Source organism: Pseudanabaena sp. FACHB-2040 (assembly GCF_014696715.1).
In the GTDB taxonomy this organism is placed as follows: domain Bacteria; phylum Cyanobacteriota; class Cyanobacteriia; order Phormidesmidales; family Phormidesmidaceae; genus JACVSF01.
The window spans coordinates 323,004-340,598 of sequence record NZ_JACJQO010000019.1; the positions used below are offsets into that span (position 1 = coordinate 323,004).

Below are 17,595 nucleotides of genomic sequence, written 5' to 3' on the forward strand. Positions count from 1 at the left end.
CCAGAGAGTGAGTAAAACTGAGGGCGAGTGTTACAAAATATTTCGCCTGTTCTAAGAAGGCTAACGCAATACCGGAAAATAAATCGGGAAGGTTGCTGAACCCAAAGGATTAGGAGAGATGGCAGTGTCATCCTAAAAAACTCCTAAAACTTGAAAGGATTGCATCCCCTGCAAACTGGTTTGCCAAATCCTGAGTTAGCTCTGAGCGGGTCTGCTCTAGAAGCTCACTAGCCCAGTTTGGCAACAGGGTTCAGCCGTCCAAGCAGGTGAATGCCAGTTTCCTAGATATCTGGTCATAATTTTTCGGAGGAATTCATCAATGAGTATTGTCACGAAGTCAATCGTGAATGCAGATGCTGAGGCCCGCTACCTCGGCCCTGGCGAACTAGATCGGATCAAGACTTTCGTCACCTCTGGTGAGCGTCGTCTGCGCGTTGCTCAGGTTCTGACCGACTCCCGCGAGCGCATCGTCAAAGAAGCTGGTAACCAGCTGTTCCAGCGTCGTCCTGACGTCGTTTCCCCCGGTGGCAATGCCTACGGTGAAGAAATGACCGCTACCTGCCTGCGGGACCTCGACTACTACCTGCGCCTCGTCACCTACGGAATCGTAGCGGGCGATGTCACTCCCATCGAAGAAATTGGTCTGGTGGGCGTTCGTGAAATGTACAACTCCCTGGGCACCCCCATCCCTGCAGTGGCTGAAGGTGTGCGTGCAATGAAAGCAGTTGCAGCTTCCTTGCTGTCCAGCGAAGATGCCTCTGAGGCTGCTTCTTACTTCGATTACGTGGCAGGCGGCCTGCAGTAATAGCTGATTGCCCCCTTGTTATTGGTTTAGTTGAGATTAGGTCAGTTTAAGGAAGCATCAAAAACATGCAAGACGCAATTACCTCCGTTATCAATTCCTCCGACGTTCAGGGCAAGTACCTGGACAGCACAGCTATTGATAAGCTGAAAGCCTACTTCAAGACTGGTGAGCTGCGCGTTCGTGCCGCTACTACCATCAGCTCCAATGCTGCTGAAATCGTGAAGGAAGCTGTGGCTAAGTCCCTGCTGTACTCGGACATCACCCGTCCCGGCGGCAACATGTACACCACCCGTCGCTATGCTGCCTGCATTCGCGACCTGGACTACTACCTCCGCTATGCCACCTACGCCATGCTGGCTGGAGACCCCTCCATCCTGGATGAGCGCGTGCTGAACGGCCTCAAGGAAACCTACAACTCCCTGGGTGTGCCCATCGGTGCTACCGTCAACGCCATCCAAGCCATGAAAGAAGTCACCGCTAGCCTAGTGGGCGCTGACGCTGGTAAGGAAATGGGTGTTTACTTCGACTACATCAGCTCCGGCTTGAGCTAGTACCCTTTGGTGCCTAGCCGAGTACTAGTTTTCTGTTCTCAATGACTGCGTTGGAGTGAGCCGGAGTCGGGAGTAAGTGTTAAGGACGATAGGTTGTGCTTGGTTGTCTTCCTAATGTCCCTAGCATTGGCTTCAGACTTCGGCTTTCCAGCAGTTTAGGGTGACTAGATGGAGCGTGAGGGGCTTTTAGTCATCTGTGGTTTAAGGCAGGTGTTTGTCTCTACTCAACCCCTCTAGCACCTATTTGTTCAGGTTTAGGAGAAGTCATTTCCATGCGTATGTTCAAAGTCACCGCCTGTGTCCCCAGCCAAACTCGGATTCGGACCCAGCGGGAATTGCAAAATACCTATTTCACAAAGCTCGTTCCCTACGAAAACTGGTTTCGGGAGCAGCAGCGAATTCAGAAGATGGGCGGCAAAATCGTTAAGGTTGAGCTCGCCACCGGTCGTGCAGGTGCCAACACCGGCCTGCTCTAAGCCATCCTCCTTTAAATTTGGCAATACGAAAGCGGAAGCACAGACATCTATGCTTCCGCTTTCGTGTTTGTACCTTACAAACTACGCCCAGTCATACTGCAGCAAAGCATCTGCTGTGACTATCTGTAATCTTGATTGACACTCGATTGGACTCCGCTATACTAAACCCTGAAATCCACGAGCCTGAAACGATTGGTGCTTGCCCGCCTGATTCCGTTTATTGACCGCTCTACCCAAGACTGGACTGCCGAAGCTCGTTGGCTGCGCTGGCTAACCTTTGTCTGGCTAAGCCTGGGGATTCTGATTCTATTTTCAGCTTCTTACCCTGCCAGTTTGGCCGAACAGGGCCATGGCCTGCACTACGTGCTGGTTCAGCTCCTGTGGGTCGCGATTGGGCTAATGGGCTTTAATCAAATTGTCCATACCCCGCTAGATCGGCTGCTCAAGCTCTCAGGAACGCTTGTTCTAGTACTGCTGGGTCTGATTGGGTTAACGTTAATCCCGGCGTTGGGCATCACAGTCAATGGAGCGACCCGGTGGCTGGCCCTAGGGCCCTTTCTGATTCAGCCGTCGGAGCTGATCAAGCCTTGCTTGGTGCTGCAGGGGGCCAGGCTATTTGGCCGTTGGCCGCAGTTGACCTGGGCAACCCGGCTATCCTGGTTGGGCATTTTCGGTGCTGTTTTAGGCAGCATCCTGATTCAGCCCAACCTCAGTACTGCCGCTATTTGCGGACTAACGCTCTGGCTAGTGGCCCTAGCATCTGGGATTCCATACCTGTACATGCTGATGACAGCGGCAGGCGGATTAAGTGCTGCATTTTTAAGTGTCAGCATTAATGAGTATCAGCGGCAGCGCATTGTTTCGTTTCTCAATCCCTGGGCCGACCCCACGGGCAATGGCTATCAGCTAATTCAAAGCCTACTGGCAATTGGCTCAGGTGGGTTGACAGGGCAAGGGTTTGGCCTGTCTCAGCAAAAGATCCACTACTTGCCAATTCAATACACCGACTTCATTTTTGCGGTGTACGCAGAAGAATTTGGTTTTATTGGGTGCGTGGTGCTTTTGATTATGCTGGTCACCTTTGCCACCGCAGCTCTGCTGGTAGCGCTGCGGGCTAGTCAGCCCCTGCATCGGCTGGTTGCCTTGGGCAGCATGATTTTGTTGGTGGGGCAGTCTCTGCTCAATATTGGGGTGGCTTCAGGATCGCTGCCTACGACAGGTCTGCCCTTTCCCTTCTTAAGCTACGGGGGCAGCTCTATGTTGGCCAGTCTGGCGACTGCTGCCCTGCTGGTTCGCGCAGCCCGAGAAATTTACGACGCAGAAGTTTTGGAGCTGCCGATTCGCCGCCCAGCCTGGTCCCCATTCTCTAGAGGCCGGTCCTAAGCGAGGCACGAGCCGACCCCAGCAACTCGCTAGAATAGAGAGTGCTGCTGCACTTAAGGTTGCTGTGAGTTGATGCTGGAGACGCTTCAGGTTTACCTTTATCACGTCAGCCAATGGGCTAACCAGCTGGTCAATGCCCAGTTGAGCCACCTGTCTTGGGTTAGCCTGACGGTAGTAGGGTTGGCCGGCCTGCTGACCAGCCTTTCCCCCTGTTTGCTGTCTATGTTGCCGATCATGGTGGGCTACATGGGGGGCTATGAAAGCGAGAGCCGAAGCGAATCAGCGCTGAGGGCAGTGGGGTTTGCGCTAGGGCTGGCAACCACGCTGGCTATTTTGGGATTATTTGCCGGACTGTTTGGCTATGTGTACGGCCAGGTTGCGATGGGCCTACCAATCGTGGTCAGTCTGATCGCTATTTTGATGGGGCTTAACCTGCTAGGGGCTTTGCCCTTGTCGCTCCCTACGGTGAGCGGGCCTACCTTAGTCGATTTGAACTTGCCCCCAGGCTTAAAAGCTTATTTGCTGGGTCTGACCTTTGGTATTGTGGCCTCTCCCTGCAGCACTCCAGTGCTGGCTACACTACTGGCCTGGATTTCGACGACGGGAGATCCGGTCTTGGGCGGGGCGTTGCTATTAGCGTATGCCGTGGGGTATGTGCTGCCGCTGGTGCTGGCTGGTACCTTTACAGCGTTTGTGAAGCGGCTCTTAGAGCTGAGACAGTGGTCAGGCTGGATCACGCCCGCTAGCGGAGTGCTGCTGGTGGGATTTGGGGTCTTTTCTCTACTGCTCAGGTTTTTACCGTCAGCGGCTTTGGTTTAGCGGTTAGCGGTTTGCAAATCTCATTTAGAAACTTATGACTTCGGGTTCTTCGGGCATTTCTGGAGCGGGCATTTTGAGCTGGGTCAAGCGGTACTTTAAGCAGGACTTGCTGCCCCTGTTGGCGGATTTAAGACTTGCGATCGCACTCCTCCTAGTCATCGCCCTGTTTAGCATCAGCGGCACCGTCATCGAGCAGGGCCAGTCCCTCGACTTTTACCGGAGCAACTACCCTGAAGACCCGGCGCTCTTTGGATTTCTAAGCTGGAAGGTGCTGCTCACGGCAGGGCTAGACCATGTTTACCGCACCTGGTGGTTTCTAGCGCTGCTGATCCTGTTTGGCGCTAGCCTCACTGCCTGCACCTTTACCCGCCAGTTTCCGGCCCTGGGAGCAGCCCGTAAGTGGAGCTACTACACCAGCCCGCGCCAGTTTCAAAAGCTGGCCCTGAGCGCAGAAGTGGCTAGCCAGCCCCTAGAAGCGGTCGTGTCTTTTTTGAAAACCAAAAAGTACCTGGTTTTTCAAGAGGGCAACACGGTCTACGCCCGCAAGGGCATCGCTGGCCGCATCGGCCCTATCATCGTCCACGCCAGCATGCTGATTATTTTGATGGGGGCAATCTGGGGAGCCATGACTGGCTTTTTTGCTCAGGAAATGGTGCCCAGCGGCCAGACCTTCCAGGTACGCAATATTTTCGATGCTGGTCCCTGGGCTGCTGCTCAAATTCCCAAAGACTGGTCGGTGCGGGTCAACCGCTTCTGGATCGACTATACCCCAGAGGGCAGCATCGACCAGTTCTACTCTGACCTGTCGGTTTTAGATGCAGCGGGAAATGAGGTCAAACAAAAAACGATTCACGTTAATGAACCCCTGCAGTACCAAGGGGTAACGCTGTACCAGGCCGACTGGTCAGTGGCAGCAGCACGGGTCAAGCTCAACAACAGCCCAGTTCTAGAAATTCCCATGACGCCCCTTGAGCCAGAAGGCGGCGGACGCTTCTGGGGAGCCTGGCTACCCACCAAACCAGACTTAAGTGAAGGGGTGACCCTCTTAGCCCGCGATCTGCAGGGCACGCTGCTGGTCTACGGCAACGACGGCTCCTTGATCTCCACCGTTCGCACCGGCTTTGCCACCGATGTCAACGGCGTTACTGTGTCTTTGGTAGACATTGTGGGCAGCACGGGCCTACAAATCAAGGCAGACCCCGGCATTCCTATGGTTTACACAGGCTTTGGCCTGCTGATGATCAGCGTGATGATGAGCTACGTGTCTCACTCCCAGGTTTGGGCGCTGGAGCATGAAGGCAAGCTCTATGTTGGGGGCCGCACCAACCGAGCACAGGTGGCTTTTGAGCGAGAAATGTTGGGCTTGCTAGAGCAGCTTGAAGCCGCCAGCACTGACAGTTCAGACTCGACGCTGGTGCCACACGAAGCCGTTGTTTTTGGCCCCTAGGAGCTGAATCGCTTTTCTGCGCCTCATGCTGATACCAATCAACCCCTAAATCACGGACCTTTCCTGAAACTGTTGGGCATAGAACTGGGCATAGCGGCTCTTTTGCAGCAGCAGTTCGTCGTGGGTACCCGATTCGATAATCTGGCCCCGTTCTACCACCAAGATGCGGTCGGCCCGTCGCACTGTAGCCAGCCGATGGGCAATGATAAAGACGGTGCGATCGCGCATTAGCCGTTCCAGGGCTTCCTGCACCAGCGCTTCCGATTCGGCATCAAGGGCTGAAGTGGCTTCATCCAAAATGAGAATGCGGGGGTTGAGCAAGACGGCGCGTGCGATCGCAATTCGCTGCCGCTGCCCTCCCGACAGGTTAACGCCCCGCTCTCCCACCCAGGTGTAGTAGCCCTGGGAAAACTGACTAATAAAGCCGTGAGCATTGGCAATTTCAGCCGCCTTCTGCACCGCCTCAATATCAAAGTCTTTTTGCCCAAAGGCAATATTTTGAGCAATACTGCCTGAAAACAAGATTGTTTCCTGTGGCACAATGCCAATCTGACGGCGCAGGCTGCGCAGGGTAATGCTGCCAATATCGATGCCGTCAATCAAAATCTGACCCGCTTGCGGATCATAAAAACGAGGCAGCAAGTTGACCAAAGTCGTCTTGCCCGCCCCCGAAGATCCCACCAGAGCAATCTTTTCCCCAGGCTGAGCTAGCAGGCTCAAGTCTTGCAGCACCAGTTCACTAGCGTCATAGCCAAAGGTGACCTGGCGGTACTCCACCTTGCCCGTCACCTTGGGTAGTTCCTGGGCCTGAGGCAGTTCCCGCACCGCTGGCTCAATCTGCAGCAGTTCAGCCACCCGATCCACCGAGGCCTCGCCCTGCTTAAATTCCCCGTAGTTGTTGATGAAGTGGGTCACCGGATCAATCAGCATTAAAGCGGCGGCAATATAGCTGCCAAAGGAAGCCCCCGTCAGGTTACCCTGCGAAATTTGCCAGGTGCCCACCAGCAGAATACACAGCACCACAAAAGCATAAAGAAAACCCACCACCGGATACTGAACCGACTGTAGCCAGGCCGCCTTGTACCGGGCCTGCCGGTTCTTCTCAGCCTCGGCGGTAAACTGCTCAATCGCATACTCTTCGGCTGCAAAGGCTCGCACCAGGCGAATGCCGCTAAAGACCTCCGTCACCAGCGAAGACAGATCAGAGACTAGGTTCTGGCTGTTGCGGGAAAAGCTCAACATCTTGTCGCCAAACCAGCCTGCCAAAATCGCCAGAATCGGCACCAGCACCAACGCCGTTGCCGTGAGCTGCCAGTTGAGGTAGATCATGTAGCCCAGCACGACAATTAGCTGCAGCGCTGAGGGAATGAAGTCGTGAAACAGCTTAAGCACCACTTCCCCAATCCGGTCAATGTCCTCTGTCAGCCGGTAGGCCAAGTCCCCCGTCTGGGCCCGTTCAAAATAAGATAGGCTGAGCTTGTGAACGTGGGTATAGACTTCTCTGCGAACTTTAAAGGCAGCCTGCAGAGCGACTTTTGCCATCAGCGAGTCTTGCCCATACTGCCCTAGCTTCTGGATGAAGAAGCCCACTAGGGTGATCACCATTAGCTGCGCCACCCCTTCCACATTTCCCTGGCTCAAAAGCTCTAGCGTGCGCCCCGCCAGGTAAGCCAAAATAGGCCAGTACGCTACAAACACCAGAGTGCACAGCAGCGCCTGCAAAATAGTGGGCCACTGACTACGCACATAGGGAGCCAAAATCCAGTAGTTGGAAGGCTTTGGGGGCTTACGCTTCTTCAATCGAAAAACCTGTCAAATGCTGAGTTGATGCCATCACGCTATCAGGTTTCGGCCCCTTCGGCGTAACCAGCTGTGACAGATCTGAAGTTGCCGCTAGGGTCACAACTTGCTTCAATAGCAGACGGTCCATTCAGGTTTATCTCAACAGGTAAGACACATGGCAACGGTAGTTGTGGCAACAGGCAACCCTGGTAAGTTGACGGAAATGCAGGCCCATTTGCAGGATTTGGGCTGGACCCTGGTGCTCAAGCCAGAGGCGGTGGAGGTAGACGAAACCGGCACCACCTTTATTGAAAATGCCCGACTAAAGGCGTCAGAAGTCGCAAAAGCTACTAACCAATGGGCCATCGCAGACGACTCTGGGCTAGCGGTAGACGCCCTCAACGGAGCTCCTGGCCTCTACTCAGCCCGCTATGGCAGCTCCGACAGCGATCGCATTAACCGCCTCCTCTCAGAACTGGGCGATACCCCCGACCGGGGCGCTCAATTTGTCTGTGCGATCGCACTGGCCCGCCCCGACGGCACCATCACCCTCGAAACCGAAGGCATCTGTCGAGGCGAAATTCTCACTGCGCCCCAAGGCACCGGCGGCTTTGGCTACGACCCTATCTTTTACGTGCCAGCAGCAGGGCTGACCTTCGCCGAAATGTCTCCCGCTCAGAAAGACGCCATCAGCCACCGAGGCATCGCCTTTCAGCAGATCATGCCAGAGTTGCGATCGCTCAGCCTGACATAACCCACACCAAGCCCTAAAAGCCAAAAATTAAGGTGCGACCCCAATAGGCGTCGCACCAGTAAGCCATGAGCATGACTTCAGAAATCTTCTCAATCCCTGTCGGAGTTTAAGCTTCCCGATTATTCAGAAAGGTTTGAACTTGAGCCAAGGCGGCCCGACCAATGTTGAAAACGGCCCAGCTTCCGGCAATGATAATCGGCAATAGAACGACCACAACTCGCCAGTCCATTAATACTTTCCTCCTAATCCAAGGCAAAAGTTAAAAGGTTGTCACAATTTTCTCATAATTTACACCAGACCGGGAGAGAAAGGTAGAGGTAAGAAGAAGATGGGGTGACGGGGGCATGGAGATACGGGGAAATGAAGAACAGCTCCCGTTCTCGAACTCGACCCGGAATACCTCCTACAAGCTCTGCCTCACTATCCAAAGACAAAGCAACACAAAAGCAAATAAACGCAAGAAGGGATACTGGGTATTCGGCGCAGCCTCCAGCGGCAGCTAAAGAGGACACAGACAAACCACTCCCCTTTGCCCTAAACCCTGTACCCTAAACCCTCTACCCTCCGCCCTCCCCACATCCCCACACCTCCCTCCCCTAACTAAACCCCAAATCCCGCCCCTTCCCTGCATGAACCAGAGCCAGCTGGTGATATTTCTTAGCGTGTTCAATCAGTTCCGCGGCCTGCTCGTCGGAGACGGGGCGGACTACTTTCCCAGGCAACCCCACCACCAGAGATTGGGGCGGCACATTCTTGGTGACAACAGCGCCAGCACCGATGATGCTACCAGCACCAATACGAACGCCGTTGAGAACGATGGCACCAATGCCAATGAGGCTGCCCTGCTCAACCTGGGCACTGTGGATGACGGCTCGGTGGCCAACCGTGACGTAATCTTCTAAAACAGTGGGCTGGCCTGGGTCGCCGTGAATCACGGCTCCGTCTTGAATATTAGTAAAGGCTCCGATACGAATGACCTCTACATCACCGCGCAAAACGGCGTTGTACCAGATATTTGTGCCTTGAGAGAGTTGCACATTGCCGATTACAGTGGCATTAGGGGCGACAAAGGCGGCTAGAGAGATATCAGGCTCTGCCCAGTAACCGCCTGGGGTCTGCAAAAGGGGAGTCGAGTTACTCACAATGTTTCGGTATTCTGGGCACAATGGTATGTAGGGACTACTGAGCGAACAGGCGTCCAAAGTTATAATACGGCTACCGAATACGTCGGGAAGCCATCGCGAGGAGTCACCTGGTTCGAGCCCAATGGTAAATTCAGCGTTGCAATATCCCATCTATGGCCCAGAGATCCAGTGCCCGCACTGTCGTCAGACGATTCCGGCCCTGACCCTGACAGACACGTATCTATGTCCTCGGCATGGGGCTTTTGAAGCCGATCCTGACAGCAAGGAACTGGTGCACCTCCAGTCTGGACGACACTGGCGGCAGTGGGACGGCGAATGGTATCGCCAGCACACTCACCCCGACGGCATTCGCTTTGAGATCCACGAGGCGCTGGATCGTCTTTACACTCAGGGCTATCGGGCCACCCGGGTAATTATTGCTGATCGCTACAAAGACTTGGTCAACGCCTATCTGGAGCGCAGCACCCCTTGGCGCGGACAGGTTGATCCAGCTACTCCACCCCGTCTTTATGGTCTGCCGGTTGAGTTTAGCTCCTCTTCCGAGGAAGACCCGCAGTGGGCGGTGATTAACTTCAACCTGGAAAAAGAGCCAGGTGTGCCAGTTCGCTATCCCTACTTTCGGCTTTTTGAGTAGCTACGCTCCATGATGCACCATGCGTCTATCCGTACGGCGGATATCCACCGTGCGATCGCATTTTATGAACGGCTGGGCTTTACGGTTCACGAACGCTTTACCGCCGGTATTACACTAGCCTGCTGGATGGAAGGCTTGGGCGGGCGCATTGAGCTAATCCAGGTGCCTGAACCTAAACCTGCTGCCGATGCCTTTGCCGATGAGAACTACACTGGCTACTACCACCTCTCTTTTGACTTGACACAGCTAGTTCCCAGCTTGCCTGACTGGTTGACCAGCCTAAAGCAGCAGTTTGACCAAGCTGAGGCTAACGTTCCGCTTAAGGTGCTGCTCGAGCCCCGCCAGCAGATTATCGGCAGCAAGGTCTATGAGGTGGCCTTTTTGGCCGATACCGATGGCTTGCCGCTGGAATTTATACGGGTCATAGGCGATGTCCAATGAGTCTGTTGCGCCAGTTCCTAACGAATCTGCCACGCCTTTTACCGACAACTGGGCCTATCTCAAAACCGAACTCAGCTGGCTCGACCGGCTGCTGATGCTAGCTGTTGCCAGACAGCGCCAAGACGTCAAGGAAGTAGACCGAATTGCCCGTCATTCCGGCGAACGGGCTACCAGCCACTGGTGGAAGGGCATTATTACCTTGGAAGGGCAGTCTGGCCACGACGACCACCGCAAGCCGGTGCGTGCTACCGAGCCCAAGGTCAGCTATTCTCAACAGCTCGAAGCTCGCATTCAGGCCAGCTATCAGCAGGGCGTGGCGTTGGCGCTGCCGCTGCTGCGCGACCATCTCCGCCTCAGCCTGTTTGAGAAAAATATCATCTTGCTGACGCTGGCCCCCGAGATCAACCGCCGCTTTGGTCGGCTCTACAGCTACCTGCAGCGGCAGGATGACGATGCTGACTGGGATGTGCCCTCTGTCGATCTCTGTCTCAAGCTGCTCTGCCGCAATGATCGAGAATGGCGGCAGGCCAGAGAAAAGCTAGCTTCTCCAGATTCTCTGATTGAACGGGGCGTTTTGGAATGGCTCGATTCGGGAGAGGCCACGATGCTGAGCCGCCACCTGCGCCTGAGCGATGCTGTCTCTGCTTATCTGTTAGCTGAGCAGCCAGACTCAGACAACCTCATGCAAATCATTCAGCCTGTGGAGGTGGAAGCCGCCCCAGTAGTGGACTGGCTAAGCCAGGAAAAGCCGACCCTGCCGTGGCGATCGCTCATTTTGCCTGAGCCGCTGGTAACCCATCTCAAGTCTCTAACTCAGAGCGTCAAAGCTAGCCCCCACGGGCCAGGTCGCGTGGTGCTGCTAACCGGAGAACCTGGCACCGGTAAGACGACAGCAGCGCGTGCGATCGCACATGCTCTCCACCTCCATCTCACCTGGGTCGATCTGGCCGCAATTCCTGAGGAGGCAGCCGAGAGCGTTTTTAGCCAGCTTTATCAGCCAATGCTGGAAATTTTGCTAATCAAGTCGGCGCAGCACTGGTTTGGCCGCCATACGGCGCTAGAAACTGCCCAGCTTCAGCGCTGGCTGCAGGAACGCCAAAGCCAGCCCGGCCTGACCCTGCTCACGGTGCATCACCTACAGTCGATCAAGCCCTCCTGGCGGCAGCAGCTTGATGGCGTGCTCACCCTGCCTCGCCCTGATGCCGCTGCTCGCCGCAAGCTCTGGAAAAAGGCCATTCCTTCCGGTACCCAGGTAGAGCGTAAGGTGCGCTGGACCCAGGTAGCCGAGGAACTAAACCTGAGCGGCGGAGAGATTGATGCGATCGCAACCACCGCCCTCTCCCTAGCGGATGCCAAGTCCCCTACCCTGACATTGGCACACCTGCAGCAGGCCCTTGCCCTTCGCAACCTGGAGTTCCCCAAGCCTTAATGTCCATCCGTCTCAGATCGCTGGGCATTCTTCTCAAAAGTAGAAGCGTAGCGTCGTTACAGACAGACTCTTCTACCTAGTCTTAGAGGGCTGTATGGCGACGATCTTTTACAGTTCGCTGATTGGAGCGCTGTTTTTCTTTGGGCCTGCGCTGGCTGCGATCGCAATTCGGCGTTCTCTTGCCATTCCCTGGCAACTGCTGCTGCTGGGAATTTGCATCATCTACGGGGTCTTTCCGCTGCTGCTGGCCTGGGGAGGGCTGAGCCTAGCTGAAAGCTATGGCTGCGAGGCCGACATCACGATATACGAGTGCCCCGGAAATGCCGCGTTGGGGGATTGGGTTACTGGCATGACCTTTGCCCACTGGGGGGCTATCATCACGCTTCCCTCCGGCCTTTTAGGGGCGATTGGGCTGATTATTTCCATAGTTTTGAAAGCCAACCGATCGCAAACCGGGGCACCCATCTCAGCCAACTCCGCTGCGGCTTTTTACCGCAGTCGTCGCCACAAACTCATTGCAGGCGTGTGTACGGCGGTAGCCCAGCGGTCAAGCCTGTCAGTTCTAGGAGTGCGGATTGGCACTGTTGCGTTAACCCTCGTCGCTCCTGGATTTGGGGGGCTGTTATATCTCTGGATGTGGTTAGCCTTTCCACTAGAGCCCACAGGCAGTAGCTTTGAGCCACCGACTTATGAAGGTTAGGCCCTAAAACAAAACCCCTCCTAGGAGGGGTCTGCCGGACTCAGCATTTAGCATTCCTAAGGTAGGGCTGACAGGGCTTAGGGTTGGTCGAGTTATTCCTCTTCGTCAAACTCCTCCTCGGATTCTTCCTCCTCAAATTCGTCCTCAGATTCTTCCTCTTCGAACTCCTCCTCCTCGGATTCTTCCTCTTCGGATTCCTCCTCTTCAAACTCTTCTTCGTCCTCAGATTCTTCTTCGGACTCCTCTTCAGATTCCCCTTCGTCCGTGTTGCCGTAGCTGAAGCCGTACTCTTCGTCCGTCGCGTATTCCTGACAAAGGGTGTCTAGCTCACCTATGAATTCGGTAGCATCGTCAATCGTGAGATCGAAGTTGAGGACATTCACCAAATGGGTGCCGTCTTCCGATTCCTCGTATTCATAGTCGAAGTAATAGTCTTCTTCGGCTTCGACGTAGCCTTGGCAAAGTTCATCGAGTGCTCCAACGAAGCCCTCTGGATCTTCAGTGCAGACGTAAAACTCATAGAGCAAGAGAGAGCCATCGTCGGCAAAGAAGGACTCGTCTTCTTCCCAAACTTCGGCGCTAAAGTCGAGGTCGCTCAGCGCTTTGATAATCCAGGAGTCGTGAGCGTTGTAGTCACAGTGAATGACGTAGTCGTAGGGAATGTAGCAGTAGCCTTGGTCGCCCCACGCCGGCCCCCAGGAGTTGCGCACAATAAACATGCGGTCTTTGTCGGAGTAGCCAACGCACAGCATGGCGTGCCAGCCGTGGGTTTCGCGCACGTTGTCAGACCGCTTGGGCATGGGTACCCGGCCCCGGCTGCGGGTAGCGTCGTCAAATGATTCAAAGGTGTTGAGGGCAAAGGCGATGGGGTAGCCTTCAGCTAGGGTATGCCGCCACAGGTCGAGGTCAGTTTCGATCACCTCTGCCTCGACGATTTTGAAGTTGGCCGCGTGCTCGTAGGCACTGGCATCCGGCTCTGTAAAAATTAGCCCCTCGTCGTTAGGCCAGAGATCTTCTGAGCAGGCCCCATGATGAATCAGGCTCTCGATGGCGCAGTACATCTGGGTGCCGCCGTCTTCGTTTTGGCGGCCCGATTGCGATCGCGCATTGTAGTAAACAAACAGGCGGCTCACATCAGCAGCATCGCCCAAGTCACGTTTAGCCAGGTACTCATAAGCCCCGACAAAGGCATTGGCCACGCAGCTACTGCCAACCTGCTCCTCCACCTCGGTCATGTGCTTTCGCAGATCCACCTTGTGCGGCAGCTGGTCTTTGCCAAACCGACCTGCCTGGTGGTGCTTAGCATTGTCTGGTTTTTGACCAGCTTGGTAGCCACCTATGCGAAACTTTCGGGTCTGCGTGAACATGCTTTACCTTCTCAGGATGAGTCCCTTTAGCATTCCCATGGCAGACACAGCGGCAACTGAGTTCACACAGTCGTTACGCTGGGGAGAGCTACACGCCCCGTACGTCAGTAGGTTCACGCGGAGGCAGGTGCCGCTCCAGGCTCCAATAGCTGATTAGCCGCGCGCCCAGCAGCCACGCATTGACCACCAGCAGCAGTTGCCCTAGCCCTAACCATTGTGAGGGGGCAACAGGCGCGACAGTAAAGTGTAGGGCCAGCACGAGCGACAGCAGCAGCGCGTTAAAAGGCAGTAGCGATCGCCAGCGGTTGACCGGCCAGCCAGGCTTGCGATACCAGGGCTGTTGCGCTACATAAGCTGGGTAGCAGCGAGTGTGCAAGGGTTGCAGGCCACGCCCCACCACCGCCAGCGTCGCGCGCGAGCGGATTGGCACTCCACAGTACTTACAAGAGATACCCTGCTTCATAGTCACCTCCAATGCGGGTGAGAACCCGTTGGTTAATATTTCCCACTAACTGCTGCACAGGCTCTTTGCAGCCTATGCACTTAACCCGAAGCGTACGAACACTGTAGGACAGCAAGACCAGCAGATAAACCAGAGCAAAATAGCCCTGCCGCAGGTGAAGCTTATATCAGAAGTAATTAAACGGTGACATTAAATCAGAGCAACCGTATCCCTGAATACTTATTAACCCGTTATCCGTTGATAAAAACTTAAACAGGCAACATTTAAGAAGTGCTCAAAAAAGTATTTATTCCCAATGCTTTTCTAGCGCTTTTAGCTGTTTGCGGATTGCAGAAATTTAAGGTCATAGTGTCTAGGGTTCCGGCTTAGCTCGCAGTTAAGTGTCTGGTCCAAGAGATGCTGCCAAGTCAAATCTTTATGGATTTAACTTGGTTCACGGAGGGATAAAAGCCCGGGAGAAAGTAGCTAATCGCGCTGTAGATTAGTATCTTTCCCTCGGGCTTTGCTGTACCTCGCCGCTCAAAGATTACGGGTTTAGTCTTAGGAGATCAGGCGTATGGAAAACACAGTTTTTTCCTGGGGAATTATTTCATTCCTCCTAGGAACACTGGGGATAGGGGTTTGGGCTTCGAAGCAGGTAAAAGGTGACAGTGAGAATTTTTTAGTGGCAGGGCGGGGACTTTCCTTGCCTTTGGCCGCTGCTACGCTAATGGCACAGTCGGTTGATTCTAATGCCACCTTGGGCAACACCGATTTGGCGGCAGAATTTGGCTTTTGGGCCGGGGCAGCACTGCCTATGGGTCTAGCAATGTGTTTGTTCTTAGCAGGCACGTTTTTTGCTAAACCCATGAACCGTATGGGGCTAATGACCCTGCCAGATTTTTACCGAATTAAATACAACCGCATCACTGAGGTTGTAGCTGCCATCATCATGGTGATTAGTTTCTCGTTTCTATTAGCGGGGAATTTGGTGGCCGGGGGCTATATCTTCCAAACCTTTTTGGGCATGAGCTATGTTGGCGGCGTTACCATGCTGGCCACTTTAGTGTTTGTATACACGGCTTCTGGTGGGCTTTTTGCCGTAGCCTACACAGATGCTATCCAGCTACTGATTGCTCTAGTCGGGTCTTTAGGTGTGCTCACCTATCTCGCCCTTACGTTTGGTCTAGGGGCTGACTCTGGCATGGGGCCTCTGGCGCTTGATCAGCTAACGTCGGTAGGATCTGGGGCGGCGATTAATTGGGCTAGCATTTTAGCCCTGGGGTTTGGCAACTTGGTGGCTATTGACTTTATGGCCAGGATTTTTGCAGCTGAGAGCCCACAAACTGCTCGCAGGGCTTGTTTTACCGCTGCTGTAGGCACGCTTGTGATTGGTATTCCATTTTCTATTGTTGCTTTGTCGGCAAACCGGATTTTGGATCAGGCTGGAATTACGCCAGACGGCCCTATTCTGTTTAGCTTGATTCAAAATGTGGTGCCTCCGTTTTTGGCATTACTGGTTATTGCTGCTATTTTGTCAGCGTCTCTCTCAACAGCAGACGGTGCTATTCTCGGCACGTCTTCGGTACTGGCTCACAACGTACTAGGCATTCGCCACAATACGGCTCAAGGAGTGGGAGGCGATAGGCTACTGCTCATTACGCGCCTCATGGCCGTATTTATCACGCTGCTGGGCGTGTTTCTGGCCCTGGTTGTGCCCCAGACTGGCGTGCTGCTGCTGCTGGCCTTTGACCTTAGCTTTGCGGGATTGGTGGGGCCTTTGGCGGGGGGGCTATTTTGGTCTCGATCCACTTGGCAGGGGGCGTTGGCCTGCATTGTCGCTGGGTCGCTGACACGGCTGACGTTCTTTGTCTTAATGCCGACGATGTTTGGGGTTGACAATACGCTGCTGCACATTTCCAATGGGCTTTTTACGCCTGACTTTGACGGGTTTCCGACTTTGATTAGCCCGCTGGTAGGTCTAGTTGCGTTTGTTGGAGTTTCTAATCTGACTTACAAGCCGTTGAGCCCTGAACAGCAACAGGCAGAGTTAAAAAAGAGTATCCATACGCTATAGGGATTGGCTTTTTAGCAGCACTGTAGCCGATAACGACGAGGGGTTTGCCCTGTCCACAATCTCACTGCACCCGATCGTTTGAAAGTCGCTCTGCATAGACGATTGGCCTACAAAAGCTTGTGCTGCAGTGTATTGAACAATGTCTCGGACGATCGCTATCGGGAACGTCGTGCAACCCGTGCCCATCTTATGAAGCTTTGATGGGCACGCTTCGCTTTGCTTATTTTACAAATCTACTTTTCCTTCTTACTAAAGAAGGAGTTTAAGGTCTAAGCCTAGGAATATCGTTAATAGTAAAAATGTAAGGTAGATTACAATCTTTTATGACAATTCCGTTACTTGTTGTAGACGTGCAAACAGGATTTATTAATGACTTTACCCATCATATTCCTCAACGGGTTGCTCGTTTAATTAAGCAGAAGATCTACTCTCCCTTATTATTCACTCGCTTCATCAATTCAGCGGAGGGGCCTTATACACGCTTTCTCAAGTGGGACGGCTGTAATGAGGCACCTGAAACAGATTTATCGGAAGACTTAGCTCCCTACATTAAGCCTGAGTTCGTTTTTAGTAAACGGGGATTATGCGGGATGCCAATTGAGTTGGTGGATTATCTCTGTGACCGGCAAACTCAGCAGGTTGCTGTCGTGGGGATCGACACAGATATGTGTGTGTTAAAAATTGCGATGGATTTGTTTGACCGGGGCATTGAGCCGATTGTGTTGACTGATTGCTGTGCCAGTACTGCGGGGTTGCAGGCTCATCTAGCGGGGTTAGCGGTTCTTAGCCGCAATATTGGAGCTCAGCGGTTGCGAGATGCGGGTCTGGGAGGAGGAACCCTTGCCGCTCCTATGGTGAATGGGGGCAATTAAATCAAATCAGAGATTTTTTTCTGATGGCAGTGGTGGGGAGGTGCGATCGCATTTCACTAGCCGATATATTGATAGCCTATCGAGCAGTCAACATTGCGTTGATGTGAGCAAATCTCGCCAAAAGTAGGATGGGCAAAGGGCTTAAAGCCCGTGCCTATCTTCTAGCGATATAAGTTTTGATGGGCACGCTTTGCTTTGCCCATCCTACAGATCTACTTACTAATTGTTAGTACTCCGTTTTGACAAAGCTACTCTGTTCAGGTAGAGAGTTCGGAAATTTTACAACCGTCTTACATACCTAAAGAACCCTAGATGTTGAGAAACCGGGTTTCTTTAAGAAACCCGGTTTCTGGCTGTATCTCTTTTTACTTGCCTTTAAGGATCAAATCGGATAGCATTCTCTGCTATAGCTGTTTCGTCGCAGCTTGTCTTACCCCGAAAACTTGGTCTGCGGCACTGGAAGATGGTGGC

At 53.7% G+C, this 17,595-nt stretch carries 18 protein-coding genes and 1 riboswitch; of the genes, 13 read left to right on the top strand and 5 right to left on the bottom strand.

What is annotated here, in order from left to right:
* Positions 1 to 319: 319 nt before the first annotated feature.
* The 6 genes from apcA (at position 320) to H6G13_RS21690 (ending at position 5,481) form a co-directional block, all read left to right on the top strand.
* Complete coding sequence (apcA, locus tag H6G13_RS21665; protein ID WP_190486694.1) at positions 320 to 805, top strand: allophycocyanin subunit alpha; 486 nt, start codon at positions 320 to 322, stop codon at positions 803 to 805.
* A 65-nt stretch (positions 806 to 870) separates the two neighbouring features.
* The gene (gene apcB / locus H6G13_RS21670) at positions 871 to 1,356 is read left to right on the top strand and encodes an allophycocyanin subunit beta (protein ID WP_190486696.1); all 486 of its coding nucleotides are present in this window, start codon (positions 871 to 873) and stop codon (positions 1,354 to 1,356) included.
* 272 nt (positions 1,357 to 1,628) lie between these two features.
* Positions 1,629 to 1,832 (top strand): phycobilisome linker polypeptide, encoded by a 204-nt coding sequence (locus tag H6G13_RS21675; protein ID WP_190486698.1) that lies wholly within the window; start codon positions 1,629 to 1,631, stop codon positions 1,830 to 1,832.
* A 192-nt stretch (positions 1,833 to 2,024) separates the two neighbouring features.
* Positions 2,025 to 3,215, top strand: a complete 1,191-nt coding sequence (locus tag H6G13_RS21680; RefSeq protein WP_190486700.1) for an FtsW/RodA/SpoVE family cell cycle protein — start codon at positions 2,025 to 2,027, stop codon at positions 3,213 to 3,215.
* A 72-nt stretch (positions 3,216 to 3,287) separates the two neighbouring features.
* Positions 3,288 to 4,034, top strand: a complete 747-nt coding sequence (locus H6G13_RS21685; protein ID WP_190486702.1) for a cytochrome c biogenesis protein CcdA — start codon at positions 3,288 to 3,290, stop codon at positions 4,032 to 4,034.
* A 34-nt stretch (positions 4,035 to 4,068) separates the two neighbouring features.
* On the top strand, positions 4,069 to 5,481 hold the full coding sequence (locus tag H6G13_RS21690; RefSeq protein ID WP_190486704.1) for a cytochrome c biogenesis protein: 1,413 nt from the start codon (positions 4,069 to 4,071) through the stop codon (positions 5,479 to 5,481).
* A gap of 45 nt (positions 5,482 to 5,526) precedes the next feature.
* Here the strand turns inward: H6G13_RS21690 and H6G13_RS21695 are convergent, their stop codons facing one another.
* Entirely contained in the window at positions 5,527 to 7,281 is a 1,755-nt protein-coding gene (locus H6G13_RS21695; RefSeq protein WP_199306497.1) for an ABC transporter ATP-binding protein, read from the bottom strand.
* A 157-nt stretch (positions 7,282 to 7,438) separates the two neighbouring features.
* Between H6G13_RS21695 and rdgB the strand changes: the two genes are divergently transcribed.
* Positions 7,439 to 8,017 carry an RdgB/HAM1 family non-canonical purine NTP pyrophosphatase gene (gene rdgB / locus H6G13_RS21700; protein WP_190486706.1) on the top strand — a complete coding sequence of 193 codons (579 nt, stop codon included), beginning with the start codon at positions 7,439 to 7,441 and terminating at the stop codon, positions 8,015 to 8,017.
* A 106-nt stretch (positions 8,018 to 8,123) separates the two neighbouring features.
* Here the strand turns inward: rdgB and H6G13_RS21705 are convergent, their stop codons facing one another.
* Together H6G13_RS21705 and H6G13_RS21710 are read right to left on the bottom strand one after the other, a co-directional pair.
* Complete coding sequence (locus tag H6G13_RS21705) at positions 8,124 to 8,246, bottom strand: photosystem II protein Y (protein ID WP_190486708.1); 123 nt, start codon at positions 8,244 to 8,246, stop codon at positions 8,124 to 8,126.
* 367 nt (positions 8,247 to 8,613) lie between these two features.
* Complete coding sequence (locus H6G13_RS21710) at positions 8,614 to 9,159, bottom strand: gamma carbonic anhydrase family protein (RefSeq protein ID WP_347277511.1); 546 nt, start codon at positions 9,157 to 9,159, stop codon at positions 8,614 to 8,616.
* 124 nt (positions 9,160 to 9,283) lie between these two features.
* On the opposite strand from H6G13_RS21710, the gene H6G13_RS21715 reads away from it, so the two are divergent.
* From H6G13_RS21715 to H6G13_RS21730, 4 genes are all read left to right on the top strand, one after another.
* Positions 9,284 to 9,796 (top strand): TIGR02652 family protein, encoded by a 513-nt coding sequence (locus tag H6G13_RS21715; protein WP_190486712.1) that lies wholly within the window; start codon positions 9,284 to 9,286, stop codon positions 9,794 to 9,796.
* Positions 9,797 to 9,808: 12 nt separating this feature from the next.
* Complete coding sequence (locus H6G13_RS21720) at positions 9,809 to 10,237, top strand: VOC family protein (protein WP_190487026.1); 429 nt, start codon at positions 9,809 to 9,811, stop codon at positions 10,235 to 10,237.
* On the top strand, positions 10,227 to 11,666 hold the full coding sequence (locus H6G13_RS21725) for an ATP-binding protein (protein ID WP_190486714.1): 1,440 nt from the start codon (positions 10,227 to 10,229) through the stop codon (positions 11,664 to 11,666). Before H6G13_RS21720 ends, H6G13_RS21725 begins: the two co-directional genes overlap by 11 nt.
* A 94-nt stretch (positions 11,667 to 11,760) precedes the next feature.
* Positions 11,761 to 12,366 carry a PspC domain-containing protein gene (locus H6G13_RS21730; RefSeq protein WP_190486716.1) on the top strand — a complete coding sequence of 202 codons (606 nt, stop codon included), beginning with the start codon at positions 11,761 to 11,763 and terminating at the stop codon, positions 12,364 to 12,366.
* Between the two features lie 92 nt (positions 12,367 to 12,458).
* On the opposite strand, the gene H6G13_RS21735 is transcribed toward H6G13_RS21730, so the two are convergent.
* On the bottom strand, positions 12,459 to 13,733 hold the full coding sequence (locus H6G13_RS21735) for a C1 family peptidase (RefSeq protein ID WP_190486718.1): 1,275 nt from the start codon (positions 13,731 to 13,733) through the stop codon (positions 12,459 to 12,461).
* A gap of 88 nt (positions 13,734 to 13,821) precedes the next feature.
* The gene (locus H6G13_RS21740) at positions 13,822 to 14,196 is read right to left on the bottom strand and encodes a hypothetical protein (RefSeq protein ID WP_190486720.1); all 375 of its coding nucleotides are present in this window, start codon (positions 14,194 to 14,196) and stop codon (positions 13,822 to 13,824) included.
* Positions 14,197 to 14,537: 341 nt separating this feature from the next.
* Positions 14,538 to 14,656, top strand: a riboswitch (guanidine-I (ykkC/yxkD leader).
* Between the two features lie 96 nt (positions 14,657 to 14,752).
* Here H6G13_RS21740 and H6G13_RS21745 point away from each other — a divergent pair.
* Positions 14,753 to 16,252, top strand: a complete 1,500-nt coding sequence (locus tag H6G13_RS21745; protein ID WP_190486721.1) for a sodium:solute symporter family protein — start codon at positions 14,753 to 14,755, stop codon at positions 16,250 to 16,252.
* Positions 16,253 to 16,575: 323 nt separating this feature from the next.
* Complete coding sequence (locus tag H6G13_RS21750) at positions 16,576 to 17,124, top strand: isochorismatase family cysteine hydrolase (protein ID WP_190486723.1); 549 nt, start codon at positions 16,576 to 16,578, stop codon at positions 17,122 to 17,124.
* Positions 17,125 to 17,595 lie beyond the last annotated feature (471 nt).